Source organism: Bacillus sp. NEB1478, assembly GCF_031582965.1.
Lineage (GTDB): Bacteria > Bacillota > Bacilli > Bacillales > Fictibacillaceae > Fictibacillus.
Window position 1 is genome coordinate 2,518,827 of record NZ_CP134049.1, and the last position, 14,391, is coordinate 2,533,217.

General features: G+C 38.8%; 16 protein-coding genes. 8 read left to right on the plus strand and 8 right to left on the minus strand.

Annotation, left to right across the window (positions count from 1 at the left end; translation table 11 throughout):
* Nucleotides 1-101: 101 nt before the first annotated feature.
* Nucleotides 102-1,061 carry an ABC transporter substrate-binding protein gene (locus RGB74_RS12460; RefSeq protein WP_310759625.1) on the minus strand — a complete coding sequence of 320 codons (960 nt, stop codon included), beginning with the start codon at nucleotides 1,059-1,061 and terminating at the stop codon, nucleotides 102-104.
* A 185-nt stretch (nucleotides 1,062-1,246) separates the two neighbouring features.
* On the opposite strand from RGB74_RS12460, the gene RGB74_RS12465 reads away from it, so the two are divergent.
* From RGB74_RS12465 to RGB74_RS12490, 6 genes are all read left to right on the plus strand, one after another.
* Nucleotides 1,247-2,257, plus strand: coding sequence for a FecCD family ABC transporter permease (locus tag RGB74_RS12465; RefSeq protein WP_310759626.1), 1,011 nt, complete (start codon nucleotides 1,247-1,249; stop codon nucleotides 2,255-2,257).
* Nucleotides 2,254-3,297: a FecCD family ABC transporter permease gene (locus tag RGB74_RS12470; RefSeq protein WP_310759627.1), complete on the plus strand. Its 1,044-nt coding sequence runs from the start codon at nucleotides 2,254-2,256 to the stop codon at nucleotides 3,295-3,297. The genes RGB74_RS12465 and RGB74_RS12470 overlap by 4 nt, the downstream gene beginning before the upstream one ends.
* 16 nt (nucleotides 3,298-3,313) lie before the next feature.
* Entirely contained in the window at nucleotides 3,314-4,132 is an 819-nt protein-coding gene (locus RGB74_RS12475; protein WP_310759628.1) for an ABC transporter ATP-binding protein, read from the plus strand.
* On the plus strand, nucleotides 4,107-4,868 hold the full coding sequence (locus tag RGB74_RS12480) for an IucA/IucC family C-terminal-domain containing protein (RefSeq protein ID WP_310759629.1): 762 nt from the start codon (nucleotides 4,107-4,109) through the stop codon (nucleotides 4,866-4,868). The genes RGB74_RS12475 and RGB74_RS12480 overlap by 26 nt, the downstream gene beginning before the upstream one ends.
* Before the next feature lie 86 nt (nucleotides 4,869-4,954).
* A complete protein-coding gene (locus tag RGB74_RS12485; RefSeq protein WP_310759631.1) occupies nucleotides 4,955-5,239 on the plus strand; it encodes a hypothetical protein in 285 nt (94 codons plus the stop codon).
* A gap of 16 nt (nucleotides 5,240-5,255) precedes the next feature.
* Entirely contained in the window at nucleotides 5,256-5,981 is a 726-nt protein-coding gene (locus RGB74_RS12490) for a hypothetical protein (protein ID WP_310759632.1), read from the plus strand.
* A 70-nt stretch (nucleotides 5,982-6,051) separates the two neighbouring features.
* Here the strand turns inward: RGB74_RS12490 and RGB74_RS12495 are convergent, their stop codons facing one another.
* Nucleotides 6,052-6,414, minus strand: a complete 363-nt coding sequence (locus RGB74_RS12495; RefSeq protein ID WP_310759633.1) for a cupredoxin domain-containing protein — start codon at nucleotides 6,412-6,414, stop codon at nucleotides 6,052-6,054.
* Between the two features lie 180 nt (nucleotides 6,415-6,594).
* Between RGB74_RS12495 and RGB74_RS12500 the strand changes: the two genes are divergently transcribed.
* The gene (locus RGB74_RS12500; RefSeq protein WP_310759634.1) at nucleotides 6,595-7,323 is read left to right on the plus strand and encodes a thermonuclease family protein; all 729 of its coding nucleotides are present in this window, start codon (nucleotides 6,595-6,597) and stop codon (nucleotides 7,321-7,323) included.
* Between the two features lie 55 nt (nucleotides 7,324-7,378).
* Here RGB74_RS12500 and RGB74_RS20130 read toward each other — a convergent pair whose 3' ends face one another.
* The 4 genes from RGB74_RS20130 to RGB74_RS12515 form a co-directional block, all read right to left on the minus strand.
* Entirely contained in the window at nucleotides 7,379-7,660 is a 282-nt protein-coding gene (locus RGB74_RS20130; protein ID WP_396135969.1) for a HesB-like (seleno)protein, read from the minus strand.
* Nucleotides 7,661-8,096: 436 nt separating this feature from the next.
* Nucleotides 8,097-8,285, minus strand: coding sequence for a hypothetical protein (locus RGB74_RS12505; RefSeq protein ID WP_310759635.1), 189 nt, complete (start codon nucleotides 8,283-8,285; stop codon nucleotides 8,097-8,099).
* Nucleotides 8,286-8,408: 123 nt separating this feature from the next.
* Nucleotides 8,409-8,996: an undecaprenyl phosphate transporter UptA gene (locus RGB74_RS12510; protein ID WP_310759636.1), complete on the minus strand. Its 588-nt coding sequence runs from the start codon at nucleotides 8,994-8,996 to the stop codon at nucleotides 8,409-8,411.
* A 130-nt stretch (nucleotides 8,997-9,126) separates the two neighbouring features.
* Nucleotides 9,127-9,549 carry a CBS domain-containing protein gene (locus RGB74_RS12515; RefSeq protein ID WP_310759637.1) on the minus strand — a complete coding sequence of 141 codons (423 nt, stop codon included), beginning with the start codon at nucleotides 9,547-9,549 and terminating at the stop codon, nucleotides 9,127-9,129.
* 241 nt (nucleotides 9,550-9,790) lie between these two features.
* Between RGB74_RS12515 and RGB74_RS12520 the strand changes: the two genes are divergently transcribed.
* Nucleotides 9,791-10,711 (plus strand): metal ABC transporter solute-binding protein, Zn/Mn family, encoded by a 921-nt coding sequence (locus tag RGB74_RS12520; protein WP_310759638.1) that lies wholly within the window; start codon nucleotides 9,791-9,793, stop codon nucleotides 10,709-10,711.
* 49 nt (nucleotides 10,712-10,760) lie between these two features.
* Here the strand turns inward: RGB74_RS12520 and RGB74_RS12525 are convergent, their stop codons facing one another.
* Complete coding sequence (locus tag RGB74_RS12525) at nucleotides 10,761-12,569, minus strand: ABC transporter ATP-binding protein (RefSeq protein ID WP_310759639.1); 1,809 nt, start codon at nucleotides 12,567-12,569, stop codon at nucleotides 10,761-10,763.
* A 3-nt stretch (nucleotides 12,570-12,572) separates the two neighbouring features.
* Nucleotides 12,573-14,336, minus strand: a complete 1,764-nt coding sequence (locus tag RGB74_RS12530) for an ABC transporter ATP-binding protein (RefSeq protein ID WP_310759640.1) — start codon at nucleotides 14,334-14,336, stop codon at nucleotides 12,573-12,575.
* Nucleotides 14,337-14,391 lie beyond the last annotated feature (55 nt).

Genomic DNA, 14,391 nt, shown 5'->3' on the forward strand with positions numbered 1-14,391 from the left:
ACTCTATTATAAGAAAAATAGGGTAAGGAAACGATCATTAGTTGAAGGATTTTTTCGAATAAAAAAAGAGGAAACGATTATCGCTTCCTCCTCCAAATCATTTATTTTTCTAAAAAGAACTTCTCAAGATCATCAAGCATCAAGTTAGCTGCTTTTACACCGCCAGCAGTATTCCAAACAGCGTCATCTACTTTGTGCGCATTATTTGATTTTACGACTTCTAAGTTCTTCCAAAGCGGGTTATTCGTCCATTCTTTTTCTGTGTCTGTTGCTTTCCCATCTCCTGCTTCATATGTGAAGTAGAACAGAACATCACCATTCATATCAGGTATACGCTCTTGGGTTACTTCTTCAGCGAAATCAGGTTTATTTTGGTCAGCAGGTCTTGCAAATCCGATCTGCTTTAAAATAACACCAGAGAATGAATCTTGGTGATAGATTCTTGTTTTACCAGGCATAAAACGGACCATGGATACTTTTTTGTTAAGCTGGTCGCCTGCTTCTTTCTTGAAGTCTTCGATACGCTGATCGAACGCAGCCAATACTTCCTTGCCTTTTTCTTCTTTATTTAATGCTTTTGCATATAGTTCAAAGTTAACTTTCCAGTCACCGCGAAGATCTTCTGCGAAAACGGTTGGTGCGATTTTGTTTAGTTCATCGTATTGCTTTTCTTGACGCATCTTGTTACCGATAATCAAATCAGGCTTTAGTGCAGCGATTTTCTCAACATTAACCGCGCTTTCGTCTCCAACCACTTCAACACCCTTCATGTCGTCTTTAATGTGGTCATACCAAGGGTCACCTAGCCAAGATTTAACTGCACCGACTGGCTTTACTCCTAAAGCTAATACAGCCTCTGTTCCTTCGTTTGTTAACACAACTACTCGTTTGTTGCTCTTCACTTCAGTTGTTCCCATTGCGTGTTTTACTTTATAAGAAGAATCTGATCCAGATGATTCTTTACCTTCTTGTGTTTTATCCTTGCCGCCGCATGCTGCTAAAGCAAGCATAAGTGATAATACTGCAGCAAACGCAAGCAATTTGTATGTAATCTTTTTCATTCTCAATTCTCTCCCCTTTTTCGTATGTGTAAATGATAATGAGAATCAATTACAATACGTATCATAATACGGGATGTATCCGTTGTCAACAATTAATTGATAATGATTTTCAAAGTCATTGACAGATGCTTTAGAAACTCTTAAACTGTAATTGAGAATAACTTTCATTATTAAAAGAGGCTGCAATGAACGGTATATTACATGGAAACAAATTAAAGACTGCAGGATTGATAGTCGGAATCGTTTTTACTTTTATCATCCTGGTACTAAGTGTCATTTTGGGATACACAGACACTTCCTTATCAACAGCTATTGATGCTTATACAGCTTTTAACGGTTCTAATGAACAGTTAATTATTAAAATTTCACGTGTTCCCCGAGCACTTGTAGGTATGGCAGTAGGGATGAGCATAGGCATTGCCGGAGTCCTGATGCAGGCATTAACGCGAAATCCGATTGCCTCTCCTGATATTTTCGGAGTCAATGCGGGTGCAGGATTTTTTATCGTATTTGGCGTTACTTTCCTGGGGATATCTTCCATACAGGAATTCATGTGGATCGGATTTTTGGGTGCAGCCGTTGCCTCTGGGATGGCTTATGTACTGGGTTCTGCCGGAAAAGGCGGTTTAACACCCGTTAAGTTAACGCTTGCTGGAGCAGTTATGGCCGCATTATTCGCTTCTCTAACGCAAGGTATGCTTGTAACGAATGAGAAAGCTCTGGATGAAGTATTGTTTTGGCTGGCAGGATCGGTTGAAGGCCGAAAACTTTCGATGCTGATAACAGTCATGCCTGCTCTTCTAACAGCATGGATTGTCTCTATTCTTCTTTCACGCCAGTTAAACGCGTTTGCATTAGGAGAAGATGTTGCGGTCAGTTTGGGGCAAAAAACAGTATTGTTTAAGTTTCTTGCTGCACTTATGGTCATTTTGCTTGCTGGCGGATCAGTTGCGATTGCAGGACCTATTAGTTTCATAGGTATCGTCGTTCCCCATTTTGCTAGATACTTAGTTGGAAACGACCATAGATGGATTGTTCCATTCTCTGCGTTAATAGGCGGGATCATGCTAGTTGCTGCCGACATAGGTGCCCGATATATCATTATGCCTGAAGAAGCCCCCGTCGGAGTTGTAACCGCACTGATCGGGACACCATTCTTTATCTACATTGTTCGTAAAGGAATATTTCAAAAATGAGAAAGTATTGGGTCATTCAACAGAAGTCATTTTCTTACTTAATTGATAAAAAAACCACTTTTGCAATTATCATTTTAGCGCTGATCGCATTAGTTTCAATGTTAGTCAGTATCGGGGTCGGCGAATTATATATCGCCCCATGGGATGTTTTCTCAGCCCTTTTCGGATACGGATTGGATATGAATCAGCTGATTATTACTGAATTCAGGCTGCCAAGAGTAATCGTTGCTTTTATTGCAGGTGCGTCACTTGCTCTCTCTGGCGCTATCCTGCAAGGTGTGATCAGGAATCCTTTAGCCTCCCCTGATATGATTGGAATTACTGGTGGAGCAGGATTTGCTGCTGTTACGTTTTTAACGATGTTTAGTGATGACAGCAACAACTTGTTAATAAGTATTAATTATTTACCTGTTTTCGCATTTGCCGGAGCAACGATCGTCGCTTTCTTAATATACGGTCTCGCTTGGAAAAATGGTGTGACCCCGATCCGTCTCATTTTAATCGGGATCGGTGTTATGGCGCTCTTTCAAGCACTTACAACACTAATGATGTTAATGGGTCCCATTTATAGAGCCAGTCAAGCAACGATCTGGCTGACGGGTACCGTCTACGGTACTTCGTGGAAAGAAGTAAAAGCGATCCTTCCTTGGTTTATCGCCATGCTGCCATTACTTGTACTGCTCGTTCGCCGTCTGAACATCCAAGGATTCGGTGATGACCTTACAACGGGAGCAGGAATAAAAGTTCACCGTGAACGTTTTCTGTTGCTCATGGTTTGCACAGCATTAGCTGGATCCGCCGTTGCTTTTGCCGGCGCTATCGGATTTGTCGGTCTGATTGGACCTCATATCGCGAGAAGGATTACAGGTTCATCATTCGGCGGTCTCTTCCCCGCATCTGCTTTTATTGGCGGAACAATGGTCGTATTAGCAGACTTAGCTGGAAGAACTCTTTTTTCACCATTAGAAGTGCCGGCTGGCGTATTTACAGCAGCAATCGGCGCACCATACTTTATTTATTTATTATTTAGAAATCAATAACAGGAGTGGATGACAGATGACCGTTTTAAAAACTTCAGATCTGACGTTAGCTTATGGGAAAGAACCTATCATTGACGAATTAAATTTACAAATACCAAAAGGAAAAATAACTGTCTTTATCGGAAGCAACGGCTGCGGTAAATCCACCCTGTTACGGTCAATGGCACGTCTCTTAAGTCCTAGATCAGGCAATGTTCTCTTAAACGGAAAAGATATTGCTAAGCGCTCGACGAAACAAGTTGCTAAAGAGCTTGCCATCCTGCCACAAGGACCAGTTGCTCCTGAGGGATTAACAGTTCTGCAGCTTGTAAAACAAGGCCGTTTTCCTTATCAGTCTTGGTTGCATCAATGGTCACCAGAAGATGAACGAGCTGTGATGGACGCACTTAGAGCGACAAATTTGATTCCGTTTATGGAAAAGCCGGTTGATTCTTTGTCCGGCGGCCAAAGACAAAGAGCATGGATTGCCATGACACTTGCTCAAGGAACGGAAACGATCCTACTAGATGAACCTACTACTTATTTAGATATGACACATCAGATTGAAATTCTTGATTTATTATTTGAGTTAAATGAGCGTGAAAAGCGTACAATAGTGATGGTTCTCCATGATTTAAATCTGGCATGCCGCTATGCACATCATATTGTAGCCATTCAGGATAAATCGGTTTATGCACAAGGTGCTCCCGAAGAAATTTTGACAGAAAAGCTAGTTGAAGATGTATTTCAAATGCCTTGTTCAGTGATTCCAGATCCTGTATTCGGCACACCAATGTGTATCCCATTTGGAAAGGGTCGTGTTGTTCGACATGTCAATACTCCTCAGTACGCCTAATTCTAACGGCTGGACAAAAGATGAAAAAGAACATATCAGCAACAATTATCGATTTTCCTTTCAAGCTCCTTTCAAAAACGAGGTAGTCGTTTCTGCTTCCCAGCTGCTTGATGATGAGACATTGCTGAATTATTTGGATCAAACAGGTCCTCGTATAGGAGCAAAGCAGCGGCCTGTTACTGCTTCCCTTTTCTTCAAACGGTATGCTTTTTGCAGTCTAACGTCGAGTCTTTATGGGATGACGATACTCAACAAATCTTTTGATATGAATCTCGATAATGTGTATTTAATCGACCATGCCTCTGAGAGCATGTGGCTCCCTTCTTTTACATTAAAAGATGCGTCGGCTCGTATTTGTACAGGTAGTCGTGAAGATTGGCGGTCAAGTGTTTTAGAATCTCTTTTTAAAGAAAATATAACCGTTATGCTTAACCATGTTGCACATACTGCCCGTATTTCCAAAGCTACATTGTGGGAAAATGCTTGGATTTACATACGATGGGTTTATGAAACGTGGCTGGGAGAAGATCATCCATTAGAAGTGAAACAGCAGATTCAAGCTGACTATGCATTCTTCATGAATGCTCCGGCTTTCCATTTCGGTTTGTCAAAGAATCCTTTTCAACGGTTTGCTCCACCTATTGGCTGTAATGATTTTACGAAAATCAGGAAAACTTGTTGTTTGTATTATAAAACTGAAAACGGGACATGCTGCAAAACTTGTCCTAAGCGTTAAAATCGTGGTGTAACTACCCACGATTTTTTGTTTTTTCTTTAATGTTTACGGGTAATTTAAATAAGATAAGAGAATTGGAGGCGATAATGATGTGGTTATGGATATTTTTAGCAGCATGTGCCTTTGTGGCCGTATACTTTTTGATCCCTGGCATTAAGGCAATGAAAGAATCAATGACAACCGTTCAAAAAATGAAAAGTACTGGCGACAGCATGACAGCAAAAATGAATGATATTAAAGCACAGCAGCAGCTGCTTCAAGAAAAGAAAGACTACTTGCGTTATGATCTTTATCAGAAGAAAAATAGTTTTGTTGCCGTTAAAGAAGCTTTTTCCGGATGGAAAGACACCATTCATAAAATTAAAAACTAGAGGAATGTGGACATTCTTGAACATACACTTGTTTGCCATGGCAGAGATTAACACTCCACAAGATTCATATGTTAAACAGCTTAAAAAAGAATCTCTGCCTTTATACGAACTAAATAAAAAAGACTTGTTTACAGCCTACTCTACTCCTACTGGCGAGTATTTGTTCTTCGGTATTGATAAACGATGGTATGCTGGAGCGCATTTTATTAAAAATACACTGCATGGGTTAAAATACGGCAGACAGACTTTTAGTCCACCTTATAATGATATACCTGATGAAGAACTGTCTTTTATAATGATGCTTGAAAGAAATGGGTGGTCACCTGCCATTTCACACTATGATAAAGCAATTTGTCATGTTGTTTTAGAGGTGGATTCGATCGATGAGGTTCCATTAAATACACAGTCACGATTAGCACATGCCGATGGTGATGATGATCCTCAAGTCGCTCATTCCCTTCATTACATAGAGTCTTTATTGAATGGAAAACGATCCCGTTTTATTTCCGGGTGGGAATCGCATTCATTTGCAACCATTACTGAGAGCGAATCATTCTACGAAAACATTTTATTACCTGTTTCTTCCTGGCTTTATATATTGTACTATACACACTTTATCCGCAACGGTGGGGAAATTCCTTCAGACCAGATGATGCCCCGGCTGTTAGGAAACTTATGGGCTTCAACTTCTAAAAGCATTCCTTATAACGAAAAATTAGTGAGAATACAGCCGTTGTTTTAACTTTTAAAAAGTAAAAAAACCTTCCAGGTCAATTTCATAAAGAACTGGAAGGTTTTTTAAATTCTAAATTTTATTCAACTACTAGTTTTGACACCATATTAGCGTGTCCTTGTCCACATGGAACTGAACAGCGAATTGTATATTCACCTGGCTTAAGGTTCACCACGTCGGAATTGTCTCCAGAGATATTCACATCTTCTCCTTCAACCATCAAGCCATGGCTGCCTTCTACATTTTTAAGTTTAAGTGCAACGTCTTTGTTCGCTGGAATCTTATACTCTTTTTTATCAAATTCAAAATTCTTTGCTTCAATTGTTACTGTTTCTTCTGCTTTTTTCGTGCTTTCCTTTTTATCTTTTCCGCCACCGCAAGCTGCTAACAAACCAACAGCTAGGATTGCAATCATTGCAAGCCATAATGATTTTTTCAACATATGAATTGCCTCCTTATGTGTTTCTATTCTTATTATACCCATATTTTAGATCATCTAAAGTGGATAATCTGTGACAGATATCACACATAATTCCCTTTATATTTCTTTCTTTGAATTCCGCCTTTTATAATTGTGTTATGGTATTCTTACTATGAATTTAATGGTTGAAGGATGATAGAAATGAAAAAATATTTTAGTTTATGGCTGGTGATTACATCAGCCCTCTTGTTTGTTCTAGCAGGCTGCAGCCAATCTAGTGAAAACAATGGAAGAATACCTGTAAAAGTATTGAAAGTTGTGGACGGCGATACAATCCATGTTGAATTGGATGGAAAAAACGAGACCGTCAGATTCCTTCTAGTCGATACTCCTGAAAGTGTTCATCCGAACAAACCTGTTCAGCCTTTTAGTAAAGAAGCAAGCAATTATACGAAAAAATTATTATCTCAGAGTTCTAATGTTGAACTGGAACTCGGGATCGGTGAACGGGATAAGTATGGAAGATTGTTAGCTTACGTGTATGCTGATGGGAAAAGTGTTCAAGAAGCATTATTAGAAAAAGGACTTGCGCGTGTTGCCTATGTGTTTGAACCAAACACGAAGTACATAGATGAATATCGAGAAATTCAAAGCAAAGCCCAAAAACAAGCGATCGGAATTTGGAGTTTAGAAAATTATGCTTCAGAAGATGGTTTCGATTCTGACCAAAAAACAACTGAAGAATCGGCATCTAAAAAAGCAGAATCTGTCACTAATGGAAACTGTACAATTAAGGGGAATATCAATTCTTCGGGTGATAAAATTTATCACGTTGAAAGCGGCCGGTATTACAAAATAACAAAGCCGGAAAAGTGGTTTTGTTCTGAAAAAGAGGCTGTTGATGCTGGGTTTAGAAAATCGCAGCAATAATAGAAAAACCGCTGGTTGACTATTGATAGTCTCAGCGGTTTTTTTGTGAAATTGGTTAGCAGCAGTCGTTTTGCCCAAGCATGATAAGTCCTGCACCAGAACTTGAGTCTTCAAAATCAAGTTTTAGTGTAGTAGTCTGATCTTTTATTCTTGGATCGAACGCGACACGAATTCCGTTAATTTCTTCAATGATATCAGTCGTTTCAGGCTCATCCAGAGCCAGTCCTAGCTTTGGACCACCTCAGCCCATACCTGAGAAGTAAACTCGAATACCATTTGCATCATTAAGCTCAAGCACTTCTTGGATGTAATTTTTTGCGCTCAATGTAATTTCCATAACCATCACCTCGTTACACGTAGTATACCCTATTTAAGGTACATATTGAATGAAGAAGGCTTGACTTCATCAGAAGAGCTGTCTTGTACGAAAATAGTGCCATTGAGGTAATGTTAATAGTGTTTTAAAACAAATTTTTTTAAAAAATATAAAGTTTAATAAGATAGTGGATTTCCCGAATGGAATCTTCCTATTTTTTGTTTTCAGCCGTTTGATTGTGAAAAGTACATTTTGAGATCGAAAAGCATTTTGAGTGTGAAAACTGATTTTAAGAGTGAAAATGGAAATTTAATAAAAATTTTAAGTGGAATGATATAACAGATTAAAGAGTACATACCATAAATGTTTTTTAAATATCTTGTCCGCCTCAAATGAACAAGATGCTCCATATGTATTTGTAGGGGGTCTGTCCCCGGGACAGACCCCCCACCTTTTTTTACCTCCCCCCTCGCATTTGCTTCAGCACTTGGTCTATGTCTATCTGATTAAATCCGCAAATTTTCATAGCTTCTGAAACTCTGCCTTCTATTTTCGCATGATTATGATGAGCTTTTATTCGCTGCAGCAGCTCATTTACTTTTGCCACATTGTACGATTCATGGTAGTTTTTTATGAATGCCTCCATACACATACCCCCTCATGAAATTTTTTCAACGTAGGGATATATATGTGCTGGACAGTCTACATTAGAATTTGTCCTACAAAACCCAAAAAGCCTGGCTGAAAACAGCCAGGCTTTTGAAAAAAACTACTTCTTCTTTTTCACTTTATACACAATCAAAACGAATAATATAACGACTGCAGCAACCATGAATCCTCTTGTATAAGGTGCCGCATATGTTTTAATATCTTCCCAGTTACTGCCGAGCCGGCTTCCAAGTTCGATAAAAAGAATCGACCACGGGATGATCGCTACCGTTGTATAGAAGGTAAACTTAGCAAACGACATTTTTGCGATCCCAGCGGGAATGCTGATCGCATGTCGTACAACAGGAATAAATCTTGCAAAAAAGATAACCCCTGCTCCATACTTCGTGAACCATTTTTCCGAAAGATCAATTTGCTTTTTAGAAATCAAGATGTACTTTCCGTATTTTTCTAAGAACGGACGACCGCCATAGTAACCCATCCAATATAAAAACAGCTGTGCTATGGTTCCGCCGATTGTACCGGCAATGACTGCTCCTGTAAAATTCAAGTGTCCTTTTGCAACCATATATCCACCATATGATAGCACTAATTCACTTGGAATCACTTCGATCATAAGGCCAAGTGCGATGCCAAGGTGACCTAAACTCATAATCCATTCTAATAACGAAATGACTAATTCTTTCATTGTATCTCCTTAAAGATTAAATTGTATTTTCCCTTTTCATAACTTGTCCATACAGCAATACTCTTCATATGTATGTGAGAAATAAATTTATCATGATTGTGTATGTACAAAAAGACTAAGACAAAAAGCCTTAATCTTTTGCTACTTCCTTGTTCCAAATTAAATTCGCACAATACTTAATAATGTCTCTTCTTCTAATAATCCCGATAAAATAACCGTTATCATCGGTCACTGGAATAAAGTTTTGATCCGTTGACAAAGTAATCAGGTCTTCCATATTCGAGTTGATCGAAACTGAAATGTTATTGACCCGCTGGGGTACATTTGTTAACTTTGTCTTTATTACTTCTTCATAACTCGTTTCAAGTGCTTCTCTTAGTTTCCAGAGTAGATCGCCTTCTGTTAAGGTTCCGATATAATGGCCTTCTTCTGATACGAGCGGCACAGAAGTATATTTGTGATACGATAACTTCTCTAATGCCTGCCTCACCGTTGCTTCGGGATTTAAGAATTTCACTTCGTCTTTCGGCAACAAATAAAAAGCAATATTCATGTTAGTACGCGCTCTCCTTTTTAAGCATAGTTCCCGCTTATTTAAACGCTTTGATTAACACCTATTCCATTATATCAAAAAGTAGTGTAATCTGCTTTATTTAACTTATACATATATTACTTGTCTAGCTACACTAATATTAGGTTTATGTAATAACTTTTATAAATAAGAATAATATTTTACAAATCGTAATCATTACGCTTATAATGGATAAGGATTGAAAGAAAGGAGATTAACTACAATGCGAAAACTAGGATTAATAAGTGTCGCATTACTAGCAGCTTTACTTACAGCATGCGGTAACAACACATCAACTAAAACGGACGGAACATTGAACATATATACAACGATATACCCTCTTCAATACTTTACAGAGAGAATCGCTGGAAAACATGCAGATGTAACTGCCATTATTCCACCCGGTGCAGATGCACATACATTTGAACCTTCTACAAAAGATATGGTAAAAATATCAGACGGTGATGCGTTTATATACAACAAATCCAAATCAGATGAATTTTCCTCTTCAGTAGCTGATACACTTAAAGAAGAAAAAGTTCCAGTAATTGATGCAGCAAATGGGATTGCCTTTGCTCATATGGAAGAGCATGAGGAGAGCGAAAAAGAGCACGATCATGGTGCATATGATCCACACATTTGGCTAGACCCTGTACTCGCACAGCAAATGTCTGACAATATCTATCATCAACTCGTAAAACTAAAACCTGAAGCAAAGAAGGATTTCAAAAAAAATCATGACCAGTTAATAAAAGACTTGCAAGCTTTAGATGCTCAATTTAAAGAAAAAGTGAAAAAAGCTCCAAAAGATACTTTTATCGTTTCACATGCTGCATATGGTTATTGGGCAGAAAGATACGGTTTAAAGCAGATCGCCATCAGTGGACTTTCACCTGCTCACGAACCGACACAGCATCAAATCCAGAACATTATTGAATACACCAACAAAGAAAACATAAAATACATCTTATTCGAAGCCAACGTCAATAACAAAGTGGCTGCTACCATCAAAAAAGAAACAGGAACAAAAAGCTTGACCCTTCAAAACATAGAGACCTTAACAAAAAAAGACATGAAGAAGAAACGCGATTATTTATCCATTATGTACGATAATATCGATACATTATCAAAAGCACTTCAATAAAGAAACGCCTGGGATTCATTTCCCAGGCGTTTTTTCATTTAATATCGTATTAAATTGCATCAAGCATTTTGAATTGTGATACAACCAACTGATAATATACTCCTTCTTTGTCCATCAGTTCAGCATGGTTTCCTTGTTCGATAATTTCACCATGATCGAGGACCACTATATTATCTGCCTCACGGATTGTAGAAAGCCGGTGTGCGATGATAATCGCAGTTCTTCCATGCAGCAGTGTCTTCAATGCTTTTTGGATTTTCAGTTCGGATTCCGTATCTATACTTGCAGTAGCTTCATCCAAAATCAAAATATCAGGATCTGCCAAAAGCGCTCTTGCAAAGGAAAGCAGCTGCCTTTCTCCAACAGAAAGAACATTTCCGCGTTCCTCAACTTCTGTTTCATATCCGTTCGACAGTTTTTCAATAAAAGCATGCGCTCCTACTGCTTTTGCAGCTTCTTGAACTTCTTCATTCGTTGCATCAGGTCTTCCAAAGCGGATATTGTCCTGAATGGTCCCTGAAAAAATGAAAGTGTCTTGCAGAACCACACTGACTTTTTCCCGAAGGCTGCCCAAGCTGGCATCTTTTAAGTTCACACCGTCAATCTCTACCTGCCCGCTTGTTGGATCATAGAATCGGCTGACCAAATTAGCGATTGTCGTTTTTCCAGATCCTGTATGACCGACTAATGCAACCGTCTGTCCTGCATACATTTTCAAGTTGATTCCTTTTAATGCTTTTCGTTTGTCATCATAAGAAAATTCAACGTTTTTGAATTCAATATCTCCCTTAATTCGGTCAAACGTGTGAGCATCTTCTCTTTCAGCTACGTTTGGCTTTTCATCTAAAAACTCAAAGATTCGTTCTGAGGAAGCCATTCCGACCAGCAGCTGATTATAAACCTGGCCCAATCTCGATATCGGCTCCCAAAACATGCCTAAGTAAAATGCAAAAGTAACGAAAACTCCTATATCTAGAGAGCCGCCTTGAATCAAATGAGAACCGTACCATAATAGAATCGCTGTCCCTATAGCATTCGACATTTCCACAAATGGACGGAACATGGCGTTTTGCCTCGTTGCGTCCCTCCAGCTTTCAAAATTCTCGTGATTGATGCTGTTAAAAAAGTTCATATTCTCTTTTTCTTGTGTGTATGACTTTGTCACTCGTATGCCTTGAATACTTTCATTCAAATGGGAATTCAGCTTTGATTGTCTGATTCGAACGATTTGCCAAGAACGTCTGATTTTTCTTCTAAGGCTTGTTGATATGAAGAACATTAAAGGCAAGATCACCATGATCGCCAATGTGAGTTCGGGACTATACACAAACATGATCACAATAATACCAAACAGCATGATCACATCCATCAGAACATTAATGACACCATTCGTAAATAAATCCTGAAGAGAATTTACGTCATTAATAATTCTGACCAGTATAGAACCTGCGGAACGCTGATCAAAAAAACGATGTGACAGCCGCTGGATATGCCTGAACAGATGCTGGCGTATATCATAGATCACATATTGGCCAAGATAGTTCATCCATCGGATTCTAAGCGTATTGGCTCCCCATGAAATAAGGTAAAGCCCAAATATAGCAATAATGAGTTTGATCAACAGTGATGTGTCTTTATTTTTAATGGCATGGTCAAAAGTTAATACCCCTATGAAAACTGGAACTGCAAGCCGTACAGCTGTAGATACAAGCATGGCAATGAATGCTTTGGGCAGCAAGTCTTTCCCATAGGGCTTCATATAACCAAACAAACGAATAACCTGCCCCCAGTTAAAAGGTTTCTCGATAACTTGTTCAGAGGAATAACGGAACCTGTTTGATTTTTTAGCTTCTTTCATCCGTCACGCCCCCTGTCCGTTTTTTTGAAAGACTTTTTCTTTATCTTGATATTGAATATCGTAAATGCGCCGATAATGACCATCATCATTTCCGATTAGCTCCTCATGTGTTCCTCTCTCCACGATAGAACCTTCTTCAAGAACCAAAATTTCATCAGCATGTTTTACAGATGAAATACGGTGCGCAATGATGAATGTTGTTCTGCCTTTCATTACTTCTCTGAATGCTTTTTGAATTTTAAATTCAGTTTCCATGTCTACTGCACTTGTTGCATCGTCTAAAATCAGAATGCTTGGATCAATGAGTATCGCGCGGGCAATTGAGATTCGCTGCTTCTGGCCACCAGAAAGGCCGAGTCCTCTTTCTCCAAGTACTGTCTCATACCCGTCTGGCAGTTCCATAATAAAATCATGTGCCTGTGCACGCTTGGCAGCTTCAATAATTTTCTCCATATCTGCATGTGGGTTTCCATAAGAAATATTATCCTTAATAGTAGATGAAAATAAGAAAGACTCCTGCAGTACGGTTCCGATATTTTTTCTCAAGGAACGCAAAGCGTATTCTTGAATTGGTTTTCCATCGATAAATATCGTTCCTGATTTTGGCTTATAAAATCTGGAAATCAGCTGTGTGATCGAAGTTTTACCAGAGCCTGTTGCTCCAATCAAACCTATCGTCTGCCCTTGTTCTGCCGAGAAAGATACATCTTTTAACGCTGTTTTGGTCTCGTTTTTATATTGATGGGTAACGTTTTCAAAAACAACATCGCCATTTAGACGTACATTATTGATCACCCGCTCTTCCTCGTTCATCTCAAGCGGTTCATCTAAGATCTCTAGCAATCTTTCACCAGATGCCTTCGATTGAGAAAACGTATTCATAACGAAACCTAAGTTCATGATGGGTCCCATGATATACCAGACAAGACTGAAAAAGGCTACGAGTTCTCCCGCGGTAAGATCTCCCTGGATAACTAAGTATCCACCGTAGGCTAATAGAAGTACGACAGATAAGTTGCCGATCAGTTCCATAACCGGAAAATATTTTGCCCAAATATGAGAGGTATACAGAAATTGAGATTTATAGTCTTCATTCGAATGATTGAATTTACCAATCTCAAAATCTTCTCTCGAAAGTGATTTGACCGTATTGATCCCGCTTATGTTTTCTTGAACTTTCGTGTTAAGATTTGCCATAGATTTTCGGATACCTCGGAAGGCAGGATGTACTTCTTTATCAAACTTATACACGGCGATTGTTAAGAAGGGGAGCATACAAAGCGTAATGATCGCTAAAGGAATTGAATAGTAGAACATAACGGATAAGCTTAATGCGATGATGAGACCAAAGTTGATGAGTTGTGAAAATCCAAATGAAAGAAAGAAACGGAATCCTTCAACATCTGCGGTTAGCCGTGACATTAAATCGCCCGTTTTTGCATTGTCGTAGTAATTGAACGGCATAAACTGCAATTTCTCGTACAGAGATTCACGAAGCTGGAATACAGAACTGATTCCAAACAGATCTCCATAATATTGCGTGCAATATGTAGCTGCTCCTTTTAGAGCCATTAGTACGATAAACCCGATAGCTACATATGGAACATAGTTGTACTCCCCATTAAAAATAATTTCGTCAATGGTAAATTGCAGCACCATTGGATAAACAACCGTAATACATGATACAAAGAGCAACGTTAGAATCGACCAGTAAAAATATTTTCGATATGGCCAATAAAAGTCTTTTAATCTCCTAAATGTATCCAAACTAAGCACCTTCCCCCTATAGAAATTTAAAGACAATATACATCATATAACAGAA